This window comes from Ureibacillus chungkukjangi, assembly GCF_003217295.1.
In the GTDB taxonomy this organism is placed as follows: domain Bacteria; phylum Bacillota; class Bacilli; order Bacillales_A; family Planococcaceae; genus Ureibacillus; species Ureibacillus chungkukjangi.
Genome location: NZ_QJTJ01000020.1, coordinates 1 through 14,025, shown reverse-complemented (window position 1 = coordinate 14,025; position 14,025 = coordinate 1). Strand labels below are relative to the sequence as shown.

Genomic DNA, 14,025 nt, shown 5'->3' with positions numbered 1-14,025 from the left:
TACTCACCACCTGTTTAATATTTGTAATGCTAGTCGCTACCCGAAAAAATACGATTTTCGTAAGTTTACGAAAATCGATTTGTCTTTGTGCTTTTGTGAAGGCCCGCTCAAATTTGTTATTTCTCCTTAAACTTCTGGATATACTGATCTTACGTGGTAGGCTCGCGACGTCTTAAATAGAAGCCTATTTTGGATTTCATAAGTATAATAAATTAATTCGTTCTAAAAAGTTCATTTAAGTGGTCGATTAGTTCTTCTTTTGCCCACTCGTAGGTATCACCAGTGCTTCTGATTTTGACTTCTACGATGCCTTCGCTTGCACGTTTGCCTACCTTAATGCGGACTGGTAGACCGATTAAGTCTGCATCTGTAAATTTATCTTCTGCCATTTCGTCACGATCATCAAATAGCACCTCAAACTGATAGAAGGTTAATATATTGTAGAGTTCTAATGCCAAATTAAATTGCACTTCATCTTCTCGATCGACCGGTAACAGATGAAGGTCATATGGCGAAATCGGTTTTGGCCAATAAAAACCGCTGTCATCCTGATAGTTTTCAGCCATTACAGCTAATATTCTTGAAATACCTAGATGGAAGCTGTTCATGAAAATGGCTTGAGATTGTCCATTTTCATCAGTAAAGCTAGCATTAAATTGTTCTGATACACTAACACCTAGTTTGCAAATCTTGCCTATTTCGATTCCTCTTTTAAAGAGAATTGTTCCTTGTCCATCAGGTGAAGGATCCCCTTCTCTGATATATCTGATGTCCTCATACATACTGATAGCAAAATCTCGTTCAGGCGAAACATTCGTATAGTAATAGCCCTCTTCGTTCGCTCCAGCCACTCCACCTCGAATGGATTGAATTGCATAATCTGCAATAACCTTCACATCGATAGGCAGCTTTATGGGGCCAACCGATTCTAGCTTGCAGCCTAAAAGCTCTTGCACCTCATCTTCAGTTGCTAATGAAATTGACGTAGCCTTTAAAACATTCTGTAGTTTATAAGGGTTTACCTGATGATCTCCACGTGTCAATACAACGACAAAATCACCATCCACCTTAAATACGAAAGATTTAATATAATTGCTTTCTTCTATATTAAAAAATGTGCAAACTTCTTCTATCGTTTTCAAGTTAGGTGCTTCGAATTTTTCCAATGGTTTGATTGGCAGCTCTGAAGGGCTAAACTCATTTACAACCTGTGCCACTTCGATATTTGCCGCAAATCTAGAATCATCTGAATAGGCAACGATTGTTTCACCAGCCTCAGAAGCAACGATAAATTCCTTTGCAATAGCACCATTTGCAGCTCCTGGATTTGCATCGATTATTTCATAATGCAAGCCTAGCTTACTAAATAAATTCGAATAGATTTGGATTATTTCATTAAAGGAAGCCTCTAAACTCTCCTCATTTGCATGGAAGGAGTAGGCATCCTTCATCAAAAATTCTTTACTTCGCAACAAGCCATTTGTTTTGCGTTTTTCATTGCGATATTTTGATTGGATTTGATAAAAAGTAATCGGTAAATTTTTATAGGATTGGCTTTCCTCAGCGAGCAACATTGTAACAGCTTCCTGATAGGAGGGCGCCAGTATTAAATTCTGTTGGTTCTCGTTTGTTAAATGAAAGATTTCATCTCGACTACTAGCAAAATTTGTAGTTTGCTCTAAATTCTCTTGCAGCTGCAAGGTAGGCAAACCAATCTCTACTGCACCAATGGCTTCCATCTCTTGATGAATCATTTTTTCTAATTTGTTCAATACACGTTTAGCTAATGGTAAATAGGAATATACACCACTTGTCGTTTCTCGGATGAATCCTGCACGAAGTAGCATTTTGTGAGACTTCACTTCAATTTCTGAAGGTACATCCCTAAGTGTAGGAATTAACGTAGAACTTTGTTTCATGTGCTCCACCTTTTCTCTTCTAAATCACATATTTAGCATATCATACAATGAAGTTACATCGTACGTACAACTGCTATTTGGATTGAAATTTCGATTATTATTTATAGCCTAAATCCTAAAATATCCAAGTTTTAAAAAATGTTACAAAAGTTGATTTTAGAATATAAATCACAATTTGAAATAACTCGGCATTCATGAGCGGTTTTTTTAGTGAGATGAACACTTTAGCTGAGATTTTCATCCTGGGTTATGAAGGTCACTTTTAGTTAGAATTTTATCTAAAGTGCCTTTCATCTTTGGGATGAAGTACATTTTGAGTCAGATTTCTATCGAAAGTAGCTTTCATCTTGGAGATGAAGTACATTTTCAGCGAGATTTCCAGCTAAAGTGGCTTTCATCCTGTTTATGAAAGACATTTCCAGCCAGATTTCTATCGAAAATGGCTTTCATTCTCTTTATGAAAGACATTTCGATCCTGATTCCCTTCAAAAGTGGCTTTCATCCTGTTTATGAAAGACATTTCCAGCCAGATTTCTATCGAAAGTGGCTTTCATTCTCTTTATGAAAGACATTTCGATCCTGATTCCCTTCAAAAATGGCTTTCATCCTGCTTATGAAAGACATTTCAAGCCAGATTTCTATCAAAAGTGGCTTTCATTCTGCTTATGAAAGACATTTTAACCCTGATTCCCTTCAAAAATGGCTTTCATCACCATAATGATTCAGTAAATCTCCCTAAATCTAACTTTACTATCCGCAAAAAAAGTTAACCTTATTCACTATGGATTTTACCACAAATGAATAAGGTTAAGAAATTCGTGTTTGGGTTGTTTTAGACTTGCTTAGAACGCGGGTCAGTCAGCTCTAAAAGAAGAATCTCTGTATATCATTCCATGTTACGACTACCATAAGGATCATTAGTAGTACGATACCTACAAAGTGAACGAGGCCTTCTTTTTGACGGTCTACTGGTTTGCCGCGTAGTGCTTCGATACCGAAGAATAATAATCTTCCTCCATCTAGTGCAGGTAGTGGCAATAGGTTCATGATACCTAAGTTAATGCTTAGGACTGCTGCCCAGTTCATTAAGTTATAGATACCATATTGGGCAACTGTTTCTGTTGCCTTGTAGATGCCTACTGGACCAGAAAGGGCGTCAATTGTGAATTGACCTGTAATTAAGTCGCCTAATAGACCTAAAATAAGAACAGTGTAATCATATGTTTGCGTGACACCGAAAACGATTGCTTTTAGTGGATTTTTCTCCACTGGACTTTGGTACATAACACCAATTTGTCCGTATTCCTTACCGCTTTCCACAAGGGTGTCTGGCGTCATTTTCAGCTCGATATTTTGTCCATCACGTTCCACGATAAGCGTTAGCTGCTCACCTGGTTTTTCTTGAACAGTGCCGGATAGCTGCTGCCAGTCTTCAACAGGTTGTCCATCGATTGCTTTTACATAATCGCCAGCTTTCATACCAGCAGTCTCTGCCGGTCCATTATCTACTACATCATGAATGATTGGCTCGTAGGTAGGAACACCCTGCATCAAGGCGATAAAAGCAAATACGAAGAATGCTAAAATAAAGTTGAAGAGCGGCCCAGCGAAGATAGCCATTGCTCGCTGCCCAACCGTTTTTGAATTAAATTGACGATCATATGGTGCGATTAATGTTTCAGTGCCATTTTCAATAATCGACGCTTTTCTAGATAAATTGATTCTAACAAATTGATCGTCCTCGTCGTACCCTTCAATCCATAGCCCTTTTTCAAGGTCGGCACGTTCTACTTCCAAAAATAGAACATTTGGATTTTGTACATTTTGATTCAAGTAAATTTTTTCGGCTTCGTTATTTTTGTTTAGGATTAAACCTACTCGATATCCTGGCTGAAGCTCTACTGAGTCGGTATCTTCCCCCGCCATTCGGACATAACCACCGATAGGCAGTAAACGAAGTGTATATAACGTTTCACCTTTCATCATTCCAAAGATTTTCGGACCCATTCCAATTGCAAACTCACGAACTAAAATCCCTGCGCGTTTTGCAAAAATGAAATGCCCAAGCTCATGGAAGAATACTAGGGAGCCGAAAACAACGATAAATGCTATAACTGTTTGCATATCATCCCACCTTCAAAGTGCAAGTTAACTTATTCTATGCTTGTACTCTCTATTTTACCATGCTCTCTACTGATTTTCTTGTTTCGGTATCTACATGCAATATAGTTTCTAAATCTGGAGCTAGAATATTATGATGATTATTCATAATTTGTTCAATAATCTCTTCAATTTGAAGGAAAGTGATTTTTTCTTGCAGGAATAAACCTACAGCCGCCTCGTTAGCTGCATTCATTGCTGTTAGCATCGTGCCACCTGCTCGTCCAGCATCATAAGCAAGCTTTAAAGCGCGGAATCGATCAAAGTCTACTTCTCTAAAATTGAGTTGTCCAATCTTCGCTAAATCTAATCGAGTACCTTCAACAAGTGGCAGTCGATCTGGATAGCTTAGTGCATATTGGATTGGTACACGCATATCCGGTGTCCCAAGCTGCGCAATGACACTTGTATCATGATACTCAACTAGAGAATGAATAATACTTTCTTTATGTAATAAAACATCAATTCTATCAAAAGGCATATCAAATAATACATTTGCTTCAATAACTTCTAAGCCTTTGTTCATCATCGTTGCAGAATCAATCGTGATTTTAGCACCCATTGACCAGTTTGGATGATTCAATGCATCTTTAACTGTTACATTCTTTAGTTCCTCACGCGTTTTGTCACGGAATGAACCACCTGATGCTGTTAGGATCAGTCTTTCGATTTGCTTTGGATTTTCACCATTCATAGATTGGAATAGCGCGGAATGCTCACTATCCACAGGTAGAATCGGTGCGTTATATTTTTTTGCTTCTGCCATTACTAAATGACCTGCAGTTACTAATGTTTCTTTATTAGCAATCGCAATCGTTTTAGACATTCGTATTGCAGCTAAAGTAGATTCTAGACCCACACTTCCTAGAACAGCATTCACAAGAACTGTAGAATCTGGGTGTGTTGCAACCTCTACTAGTCCCTTAGCTCCGAATGTGAAATGGATTTGTGGAAACTCTTTTGCCAGTGCAACTGCATCCTGTTCATCTTGTACAGAAACAAGCTCTGGATTTAGCTGAGAGATAATTTCACGAGTTTTTTCGATGTTTTTCCCTGAAGATAATGCAACAAGCTGAAAACTCTCTGGATTGTTCAACAATATATCAATGGTTTGTATCCCAATCGAACCTGTTGCTCCTAATAAGCTGATTTTCTTCATGATTGATTTTATCTTCCCTTCAACAACTAGAAATAGTACTTTCTTTAAACACAGATTTAGATTAATTGCAGGAAGTGTAATAGAGGTAATACAAATAACAGACTATCAAAACGGTCTAATATTCCTCCGTGACCCGGCAGTAAATTACCAGAGTCCTTTACACCATAGTGACGTTTAATAGCTGATTCCACTAAATCACCCATCTGCCCGAAAATCGACGCAATTATTGCAATCACGATTAGAGCAATCCATGATGACGAAATCGGGAAAATCATTTGCATAATCGATGCAAACACTACCGCTGTAATAATTCCGCCAACAAAGCCTTCTACCGTTTTGTTAGGTGAAATCTCAGGCCATAATTTCTTCTTGCCGAGTTTTCGGCCGATAAAATAGGCACCTGAATCAGTCGTCCAAACAATTAGTAGAGCAAAAATTAGATATTCCAAGCCACCATTACGTGTCTCAATTAAATAATAGAAGCCCATTCCAACATATACCGTACTCAGTAATATGAATCCTACATCATCAAAGGTAAAATGATTTTTTACTAGGACCGAGTAAATTAATAATAGGATGACACCAATCAGTAAAAAGTCTAGCTTTGTATATACTGATGCCTCTAAAAAATTGAGTGTTATCGCTTTCGGTAGCAATAAACTAAATGTAATGAGTAATGCAAGAATACCTGGGATTGAATAGATTTGAATATTCTTCATCTTTAACAGCTCATATATTGCAACTGCTGCTAATGCATATACTAATAACGTGAAGGGTAGGTTACCTAGCACAAGAAAAATGATAAATAACGCTCCTGCTACAACCCCCGTTATAATTCTTTGCTTCAATGTAATTATTCTCCTTTCAGCCCACCATAGCGCCTGTTACGTTGCTGGTAAGCCTGTATAGCTTCCATAAAGGTTTCTTGGTTGAAATCTGGCCAAAGTATATCAGTAAACCAAAACTCTGTATAAGCAAGCTGCCATAACATAAAATTGCTAAGACGAACTTCTCCACTTGTACGAATAAGCAAATCAGGCTCTGGAAGATTTGAAGTTAGTAAATATTGATCAATGAGTGTTTCATCCACTTCATCTAGAGTCAATTTTCCGTTATTCACTTCTACCATTATATCCTTCATTGCTTTAACAATTTCAGCCCGACTACCATAATTCATAGCAAAATTTAAAATAAGGCCAGTATTATTCTTTGTTTTTTCCATCGCTTCATTCAAAGCCACTTTAGTACTAGTTGGAAGTCCTTCTTTATCGCCTATCATTTCAACTCGGATGCCCCGTTCCATTAACTCTGGCATAAAGGAGTTCAAGAACATTTGAGGAAGGCTCATTAAATAGTCGACCTCTGATTTTGGTCTCTTCCAATTTTCAGTAGAGAAAGCATAAAGAGTTAAAACTTTGATACCCATATCATCTGCAATACGAGAAATTTTACGTACAGTTTGCATTCCTTCATGATGACCTGCGATTCTTGGCATGGCTCTTTTTTTCGCCCAACGTCCGTTGCCATCCATTATGATTGCGATATGGGAAGGTACACATTCATTATTGATTAGAGTTTCGTTAACCTCCAAAGAGTGCTTTCCTTTTTTTGACTTACTTAATAGCTTTTTTAACATCAGCAATTCCCCCACCTGACAACTTTTTGGACGTTTTTCTTCTTATAAGATACGATACCAAAATTCTTAAAGTTATAAAAAATCCCGATTCCCGCGTAAATTAGCGAAAAGCGTATTTTTCTAATCATATCAAAAACAAATGATTGTGTCTTACGTTCTTTTGAATAACTTCTAAATTTTTCAATTTATTGTTGCTTATTATGTATTTTATTTCTATTTTACCATATTAATTTGCGCAGATTTGGCTTACTACCCGGTTCTACACATCATCAACATTGAAAAAAGACGTCCCATTTAATAGGACGCCCTACTGTCTGAATAAGTTCATGATTCATTTAGATTTACAAAAAGTTTGCAAATGATAAATATCAATCAAGATTGCATTTTATTAAACAGATAAGATTTCTTTTTCTTTATCTTTTGCAACCTGGTCGACTTTAACGATGTAGTCATCTGTTAATTTTTGAATATCTTCTGTGAATCCACGTAAATCGTCTTCTGTAATGTCGCCGCTTTTCTCTAATTTTTTCAAATCATCGTTAGCGTCGCGACGTACGTTACGGATTGCAACCTTTGCACTCTCCGCTTCTTTACTCACAACTTTCACAAGCTCTTTACGACGCTCTTCTGTTAAAGCTGGAATTGTTAAACGAATTACGTTACCATCGTTTGTCGGAGTAATTCCGATATCTGATTTCATAATCGCTTTTTCAATTTCACCTAAGATTGATTTGTCATAAGGCTGGATTACAAGTAAGCGCGCTTCTGGAACTGAAACACCAGCTAATTGGTTAATTGGTGTTGGTGCACCGTAATAATCAACTGACACTCTGTCTAGAAGTGACGCATTTGCACGTCCTGCACGAATTGAAGCCAATTCACGAGAAAATGCAGAAATCGATTTGTCCATTCTGTCTTTTGCTTGGGCTAATACTTGTTTAGGCATTAAAAATTCCTCCTAACAACTGTACCGATTTTTTCACCGAGTACCGCTCGTTTAATATTTCCTTTATTCATAATAGAGAATACTATTAATGGGATATCGTTGTCCATACATAAAGTGGAAGCAGTTGAATCCATTACCTGTAATCCTTGTTGAATTACGTCTAAATATGTGAGTGTGTCATATTTAACAGCAGTTGAGTCAGTTTTTGGATCAGCAGAATAAACACCATCCACATTATTTTTTGCCATTAGAATTGCATCGGCATCAATTTCCGCAGCACGTAATGCAGCTGTCGTATCTGTAGAGAAGAATGGATTTCCTGTACCAGCAGCAAAAATGACAACGCGTTTCTTTTCAAGATGACGCACTGCTTTTCTGCGTATGTAAGGCTCTGCTACTTGTGTCATAACGATAGAAGATTGAACACGAGTTCCAATTTCTAATTTTTCAAGCGCATCTTGAAGTGCTAATGAGTTCATCACTGTAGCAAGCATTCCCATATAATCTGCTGAGGCACGATCCATACCCATTTCGCTTCCTACTTTTCCACGCCAGATGTTTCCGCCACCTACTACTACTGCAACTTCAACGCCAAGCTCTACTACTTCTTTAATATCCTCTGCAACTGACTTAATGATTTTTGGTGATAGACCGTAACCTGCTTCTCCTGCTAATGCCTCACCGCTAATTTTAATAACAACTCGTTCATATTGTGGCACACTCATAGTAAACCTCCGCAATTCAATTTTATTCTTCAAACATATCAGGTGATTTTTCAATCCCTTGAAAAATAGGGAACACTGGTTTGTGTCCCCTATTTTTACTTATTATTTAAATTAGTTACCTTTAACTTGGTTCATAACTTCTTCAGCAAAGTTGTCTTCGCGTTTTTCGATACCTTCACCAACAGCAAAGCGTACGAATGAAGTGATGTTACCACCAGTTGATTTTACGAAATCACGTACTTTTTGATCAGAGTTTTTAACGAAAGTTTGATCAAGTAAGCAAACGTCCTCGAAGAATTTACCAAGGCGACCTTCTACCATTTTAGCAACGATATTTTCTGGTTTACCTTCGTTTAGAGCTTGTTCAGTTAATACTTTACGTTCACGGTTAACTTCTTCTTCAGAAACTTCATCACGTGATACATATTGAGGATTAATAGCAGCGATGTGCATAGCTACATCTTTAGCAGCTGATTCATCAGTAGAACCTTCAAGAACTACTAATACACCAATACGCCCACCCATGTGTAGGTAAGAACCGAAAGCATCTGCATCAGTTTTAGCTTTTACTTCGAAACGGCGAAGATTGATTTTTTCTCCGATTGTTGCTACAGCTGTTGAAATTAAGTCAACAACTTTAACGCCTTCTGCATTTGTAAGCTCTAATGCAGCTTCTACTGATTCTGGTTTGTTAGCTAAGATAAGGTGAGCTAATTCAGAAACTAGTACTTGGAATTTTTCATTTTTTGCTACGAAGTCAGTTTCAGCATTAACTTCTAAGATTACCGCTTCGTTTCCTTCAGATAGGATATAAGTTGTCCCTTCTGCAGCGATACGGTCAGCTTTCTTAGCAGCTGAAGAAAGACCTTTTTCACGTAAGAAATCAACAGCAGCGTCGATATCACCATCTGTTTGTACTAAAGCTTTTTTACAGTCCATCATACCTGCGCCAGTTTTTTCACGAAGTTCTTTTACTAATTGTGCAGTAATTGCCATTTGAAGTTTCCTCCTTGAGTTGTGTGAGTTATTTAGTTTTTTTGTTTTTGTCTAGTTGCGGCGGTTAGCCCCTCAAAAAACTAATTTCCTCCCGCGCATGCAAGCATGCTTGTCGAAAATCTCCGTAGCACATGGATGTGCCAGTGCCGACAATGCAACAGGACGTTGCGTTATTGTCGGCCAGTTTCGAGGCTCACACGATGTGAGCCATGTCGACGTTGCAACAGGATGTTGCGTTTTCGTCGACACGGAGCTGAACGAACCGCTTCCACTTTTCTTCTGTCTAGTTGCAGCGCTCAGCCCCTCGGCCGTTTCGGTACCTTCCCACGTGTGCAAGCACACTCGTCAGGTCCCTCCAACGTCTGTCGTGGCTAATCGGAGCGCTTCCACTTTTCTTCTTGTCTAGTTGCAGCGCTCAGCCCCTCGGCCGTTTCGGTACCTTCCCACGTGTGCAAGCACACGTGGGAAGGTACCTCCAACGTCTGTTGTGGCTAATCGGAGCGCTTCCACTTTTCTTCTAAAAAAAGGTGATAAGAGGGTTCATCCACTTATCACCTTTGTAGAGCTAAGAAAGTTTATCACTTCCTTAGCTGCTTAAGAGCAACTAAGGCTTTTCATAGAAAACTGACTACTTGCGCCAAGTTTTCTAATAAGTGAATTACTCAGCAGCTACTGCTTCTTCAGCTGTAGCTTCAGATTCACCTTGTTTAGACTCAATTAGAGCATCAGCCATTTTAGCAGTTAATAATTTAACAGCGCGGATAGCGTCATCGTTAGCAGGGATTACGTAGTCGATTTCATCTGGATCACAGTTTGTATCAACAATCCCTACGATAGGAATATTTAATTTAATAGCTTCAGCAACAGCGATACGCTCTTTACGTGGGTCAACCACGAACATAACGTCTGGAATGCCAGCCATATCACGGATACCGCCTAAGAATTTAACTAGACGTTCGTGTTCTTTTTTAAGTTGGATAACTTCTTTTTTAGGTAGAACTGTGAAAGTTCCATCTTCTTCCATTTTTTCGATTGCTTTCATACGAGCAACACGTTTTTGGATAGTTCCGAAGTTAGTTAAAGTACCACCTAACCAACGTTGGTTAATGTAGTAGTTACCAGAACGCTCAGCTTCATCTTTGATAGCTTCTTGAGCTTGCTTTTTCGTACCTACGAAAAGTACTTTACCGCCATCTTGCCCAACTTGGCGCATGAAGTCGTAAGCTTCTTCTAATTTTTTAACCGTTTTTTGTAAATCGATAATGTAGATACCGTTACGTTCAACAAAAATGTATTTTTTCATTTTTGGGTTCCAACGGCGAGTTTGGTGACCGAAATGTACACCAGCTTCAAGTAATTGTTTCATTGAAATTACTGACATGTGTGTTTCCTCCTAATGTTTTGGTTTTTTCCCTCCGCATTTTTCATCTATAACAAGCAACTTTTTTTACAAAAAAGCACCACTTACTACATCAAAATGCGTGTGTAATTAACACCAATTGATAATATATCACACTAATTTTCCTCGTGCAACAATTTTATGCATGGAACTTGATGAGCAATTCGATTTCCGTCTTCCCTTTTTGCGTGATTTTCGCAATTTCGTCAATTGATTTTCCTTGTCGGTAAAGGTTTAATACCTTTTGTTCGAAAGTTGGAAGAGAGGACATATCTTTTTCTACAGTTTTAGTTTCTTTTGCTTGTGGAACAGCTGGAGTTTCATTTACCGCTTGCTGTTTATAGGCATTGGCAGCCATTTTTTTTGGTACAAACGCCTTCTGGGCAATGTTTTCCACCGGCTCTTTTTTCTGTAGACTTTCATCTTGAGTAGCACCAGCGGTTTCCTGTGCCTCCTCCAAGTTAATCATTGCCATTTTTTGATTTTTTATATCATTATTTTTGAACTCACGTTGTTTTATAGATGAAAGTTCGTCAATGAGACGATCATTTTCTTCCTTCATCTCTACTAGATATAAACTAATCGCATCATCCATTTCTCGAATTAGCTGATCCTGTCGTTTTTCTAAATCCTTAAATTTTGCTATTTTCGTATTTAAAATAACGATGAAGTAAAAACAAATGAGTTGAGAAATAACCAATATGATGATTAGACCTATGACCATACATGTGCTCCTATCCGCTAAAATCGATAAAATTACCTTTAAAAGGATGCTGCATTGGCTGCTCTACATTCTTCTGTTCAGTATCTTGCTGCTTTTCACCAGCTAAATTTTCTTCATGATTTTGCTTTTGATTATTATCATTAATTTTTTCGATTTTTTCTGTATCGCTAACTTGTAATTGTTTTTTTCTAATCTCTTTTTTTAATGCCTCATTGGCATTTACCTGCTGACCCAGCACATTTTGTTGGTGCTGATCGGCCAGCTTCCCCGCATCAAAGGTCTTTGGAATAGCAATCTGAAGTTCTAATGCCTTTAAACTCATATCGTATCAGCTCCCCTCTTACTATTATAAGATTCAGATGAGTGATAAACAATACAGAGGGCTTACATCTAGCCCCATAGCTCAAGAAAATGCCCAGATTTCTCGTGCTAACTTTTTAGGAGCTAGCTCGAGAAACCTGGGCTGTTAATAATGAACTCTCTTATGTTATTAGCTTAACATTTCATTTGAAAGAAGCTTTCTTAACTTTAATAATGCTTTTGAGTGGATTTGTGAGATGCGTGATGTTGATAAATTAAGCGTTTCACCAATCTCAGTTAAAGTTAACTCTTCAGTGTAGAACAAGCTTAAAACCAACTGTTCCTTTTCACTTAGGTTTTTAATATTATCGGAAAGGTCTTTTATTAATTCCATGTGGACTGTTTCTTGCTCTGGAGTTCTTGTATTGTCATCTCTGATAACAAATGCTTTTCCTTCTGATTCTTCCTGATCTTGTTGTTCGTTGATCGATAAAACACTCGAGAAGAAATGCTCTTGTACTGTTTGGTATACCTCATCAACAGGTAATTCCATATGCTGTGCAAGCTCGTCAGGTGTAACTGTACGCATTAGCTTTTGCTCTAATTTTTCAATATGTGCTTCCAACTTCTTTGCCTTGTCGCGAGCTGAACGAGGAAGCCAGTCCTCTTTTCTTAGCCCATCTATAATAGCTCCTCTTACACGAAAGGAAGCGTATGTATCAAACTTTAAATCTCTATTTATATCAAATTTATTTAATGCGTCAAATAGACCCATCATGCCTAAACTCATTAAATCATCACGTGATACATTTTTAGGAACACTCGAACCTATTCTTTGAACATGATAGGATACGATAGATTGATATCTTTTTATTAGCATATTTCCTGCATCCGGATCGCGATCGTTAATCCAGCAATTCCAAAGAGTTTGTTCGTTGTCTAATTGTAGTTGTACCATTATATGCACCTCACTAAAATTGTTTGTAGGATAAGCAATCGTCAATCACTTCGCTTCTGATGTTACTCTATCCACCGTATCTTTACCTCATACTTTTATATCAGATTTAAGATTTATATTCAATAAATTCACAAGACTTTATTACTATTCATTAACAAATCCAATTATATCATCTATTAAGGACTTAAGCTATTATTAATAGGTCTTTTTTACTCCCTATTTATTTTCAGGCTTGTGCGTTCCTTACTACTCAATAATATAACAATTGATAATAAAAAAACACACATTTCTTCTAAACTTATTAAATTTCCTCACAAACCAAAATTTGAAAGAAACTTCGAGTCTATTACGAAGATTTGAGTGATATAAAATCTAGGTTATTTATTTATATAGGAAGAATGTCTACATTAATCCGTGATTTCCGTTACATCACAAGGTACAATTTGAAGCTATTATGGTGCGGCTGCTACTTCGGCTGAAGGCTACAGTTGACTGGTTCTGGTTTAGTTTGGTTTTCTGTATAATTTTGTTGTGAGTAGAGTGTGCAAGTGCTTGTAATAGATGTTAGGTGCTCCTGTTTGGTCTAGGACAGGCGTGTTGGTCTTGGTTATACAACGATTTGCTCCTCACAGTTGGCTGAAACGTCGCATTGTCGCTCGCTTTACGACGTTTCGCTCCTCAGATCTGGCTCGATCGTCCCATTATCACTCGCTTTACGACGTTTCACTCCTCACACCCGGCTCGTTCGTCCCATTATCACTCGCTTTACGACGTTTCACTCCTCAGATCTGGCTCGATCGTCGCATTGTCACTCGCTTTACGACGTTTGGCTCCTCACACCCGCCTCGATCGTCGCATTGTCACTCGCTTTACGACGTTTCACTCCTCACATCCGGCTGGACCGTCGCATTGTCACTCACTTTACGACGTTTCGCTCCTCACATCCGGCTCGTTCGTCCCATTATCACTCGCTTTACGACGTTTCACTACTCACACCCGCCTCGATCGGATAAAGTCCATATAATTGTGTAAAAAGAAAAAGAGTCATTTTATTCTCTCTTGGATACAATGTTTTCAGCGACGATAAACATGAAAAGAGGGAA

12 protein-coding genes are annotated in these 14,025 nt (G+C 38.1%); all 12 read right to left on the bottom strand.

Translation table 11 applies throughout. The features are described from left to right. Window positions 1-212: 212 nt before the first annotated feature. On the bottom strand, window positions 213-1,919 hold the full coding sequence (locus BJ095_RS13330) for a proline--tRNA ligase (RefSeq protein WP_107932784.1): 1,707 nt from the start codon (window positions 1,917-1,919) through the stop codon (window positions 213-215). Window positions 1,920-2,783: 864 nt separating this feature from the next. Beyond that, window positions 2,784-4,043 carry an RIP metalloprotease RseP gene (gene rseP / locus BJ095_RS13325; RefSeq protein ID WP_107932782.1) on the bottom strand — a complete coding sequence of 420 codons (1,260 nt, stop codon included), beginning with the start codon at window positions 4,041-4,043 and terminating at the stop codon, window positions 2,784-2,786. Between the two features lie 49 nt (window positions 4,044-4,092). Then, window positions 4,093-5,238 (bottom strand): 1-deoxy-D-xylulose-5-phosphate reductoisomerase, encoded by a 1,146-nt coding sequence (gene dxr / locus BJ095_RS13320; protein WP_107932780.1) that lies wholly within the window; start codon window positions 5,236-5,238, stop codon window positions 4,093-4,095. Window positions 5,239-5,294: 56 nt separating this feature from the next. Continuing rightward, window positions 5,295-6,086, bottom strand: coding sequence for a phosphatidate cytidylyltransferase (locus BJ095_RS13315; protein ID WP_107932778.1), 792 nt, complete (start codon window positions 6,084-6,086; stop codon window positions 5,295-5,297). Between the two features lie 5 nt (window positions 6,087-6,091). Then, window positions 6,092-6,874, bottom strand: coding sequence for an isoprenyl transferase (locus BJ095_RS13310; RefSeq protein ID WP_107932776.1), 783 nt, complete (start codon window positions 6,872-6,874; stop codon window positions 6,092-6,094). Window positions 6,875-7,262: 388 nt separating this feature from the next. Next, a complete protein-coding gene (gene frr, locus BJ095_RS13305) occupies window positions 7,263-7,820 on the bottom strand; it encodes a ribosome recycling factor (protein ID WP_107932774.1) in 558 nt (185 codons plus the stop codon). Beyond that, entirely contained in the window at window positions 7,820-8,545 is a 726-nt protein-coding gene (pyrH, locus tag BJ095_RS13300) for a UMP kinase (protein ID WP_107932772.1), read from the bottom strand. Before pyrH ends, frr begins: the two co-directional genes overlap by 1 nt. A gap of 111 nt (window positions 8,546-8,656) precedes the next feature. Then, window positions 8,657-9,541, bottom strand: a complete 885-nt coding sequence (gene tsf, locus BJ095_RS13295; RefSeq protein ID WP_107932770.1) for a translation elongation factor Ts — start codon at window positions 9,539-9,541, stop codon at window positions 8,657-8,659. A 658-nt stretch (window positions 9,542-10,199) separates the two neighbouring features. After that, complete coding sequence (gene rpsB / locus BJ095_RS13285; protein WP_107932767.1) at window positions 10,200-10,922, bottom strand: 30S ribosomal protein S2; 723 nt, start codon at window positions 10,920-10,922, stop codon at window positions 10,200-10,202. Window positions 10,923-11,079: 157 nt separating this feature from the next. Continuing rightward, window positions 11,080-11,664 carry a hypothetical protein gene (locus BJ095_RS13280; protein WP_107932765.1) on the bottom strand — a complete coding sequence of 195 codons (585 nt, stop codon included), beginning with the start codon at window positions 11,662-11,664 and terminating at the stop codon, window positions 11,080-11,082. Window positions 11,665-11,674: 10 nt separating this feature from the next. Further along, window positions 11,675-11,986, bottom strand: coding sequence for an RNA polymerase subunit sigma (locus BJ095_RS13275; RefSeq protein ID WP_107932763.1), 312 nt, complete (start codon window positions 11,984-11,986; stop codon window positions 11,675-11,677). Window positions 11,987-12,154: 168 nt separating this feature from the next. Beyond that, on the bottom strand, window positions 12,155-12,922 hold the full coding sequence (locus BJ095_RS13270; RefSeq protein ID WP_107932761.1) for a FliA/WhiG family RNA polymerase sigma factor: 768 nt from the start codon (window positions 12,920-12,922) through the stop codon (window positions 12,155-12,157). Window positions 12,923-14,025 lie beyond the last annotated feature (1,103 nt).

Bases quoted from the DNA above. Each gene is read 5' to 3' on its own strand.
- BJ095_RS13270 (WP_107932761.1), bottom strand. From the start codon at position 12,922: ATGGTACAACTACAATTAGACAACGAACAAACTCTTTGGAATTGCTGG.
- dxr (WP_107932780.1), bottom strand. From the start codon at position 5,238: ATGAAGAAAATCAGCTTATTAGGAGCAACAGGTTCGATTGGGATACAA.
- rseP (WP_107932782.1), bottom strand. From the start codon at position 4,043: ATGCAAACAGTTATAGCATTTATCGTTGTTTTCGGCTCCCTAGTATTC.
- BJ095_RS13330 (WP_107932784.1), bottom strand. From the start codon at position 1,919: ATGAAACAAAGTTCTACGTTAATTCCTACACTTAGGGATGTACCTTCA.
- BJ095_RS13310 (WP_107932776.1), bottom strand. From the start codon at position 6,874: ATGTTAAAAAAGCTATTAAGTAAGTCAAAAAAAGGAAAGCACTCTTTG.
- BJ095_RS13280 (WP_107932765.1), bottom strand. From the start codon at position 11,664: ATGGTCATAGGTCTAATCATCATATTGGTTATTTCTCAACTCATTTGT.
- pyrH (WP_107932772.1), bottom strand. From the start codon at position 8,545: ATGAGTGTGCCACAATATGAACGAGTTGTTATTAAAATTAGCGGTGAG.
- rpsB (WP_107932767.1), bottom strand. From the start codon at position 10,922: ATGTCAGTAATTTCAATGAAACAATTACTTGAAGCTGGTGTACATTTC.
- frr (WP_107932774.1), bottom strand. From the start codon at position 7,820: ATGCCTAAACAAGTATTAGCCCAAGCAAAAGACAGAATGGACAAATCG.
- tsf (WP_107932770.1), bottom strand. From the start codon at position 9,541: ATGGCAATTACTGCACAATTAGTAAAAGAACTTCGTGAAAAAACTGGC.
- BJ095_RS13275 (WP_107932763.1), bottom strand. From the start codon at position 11,986: ATGAGTTTAAAGGCATTAGAACTTCAGATTGCTATTCCAAAGACCTTT.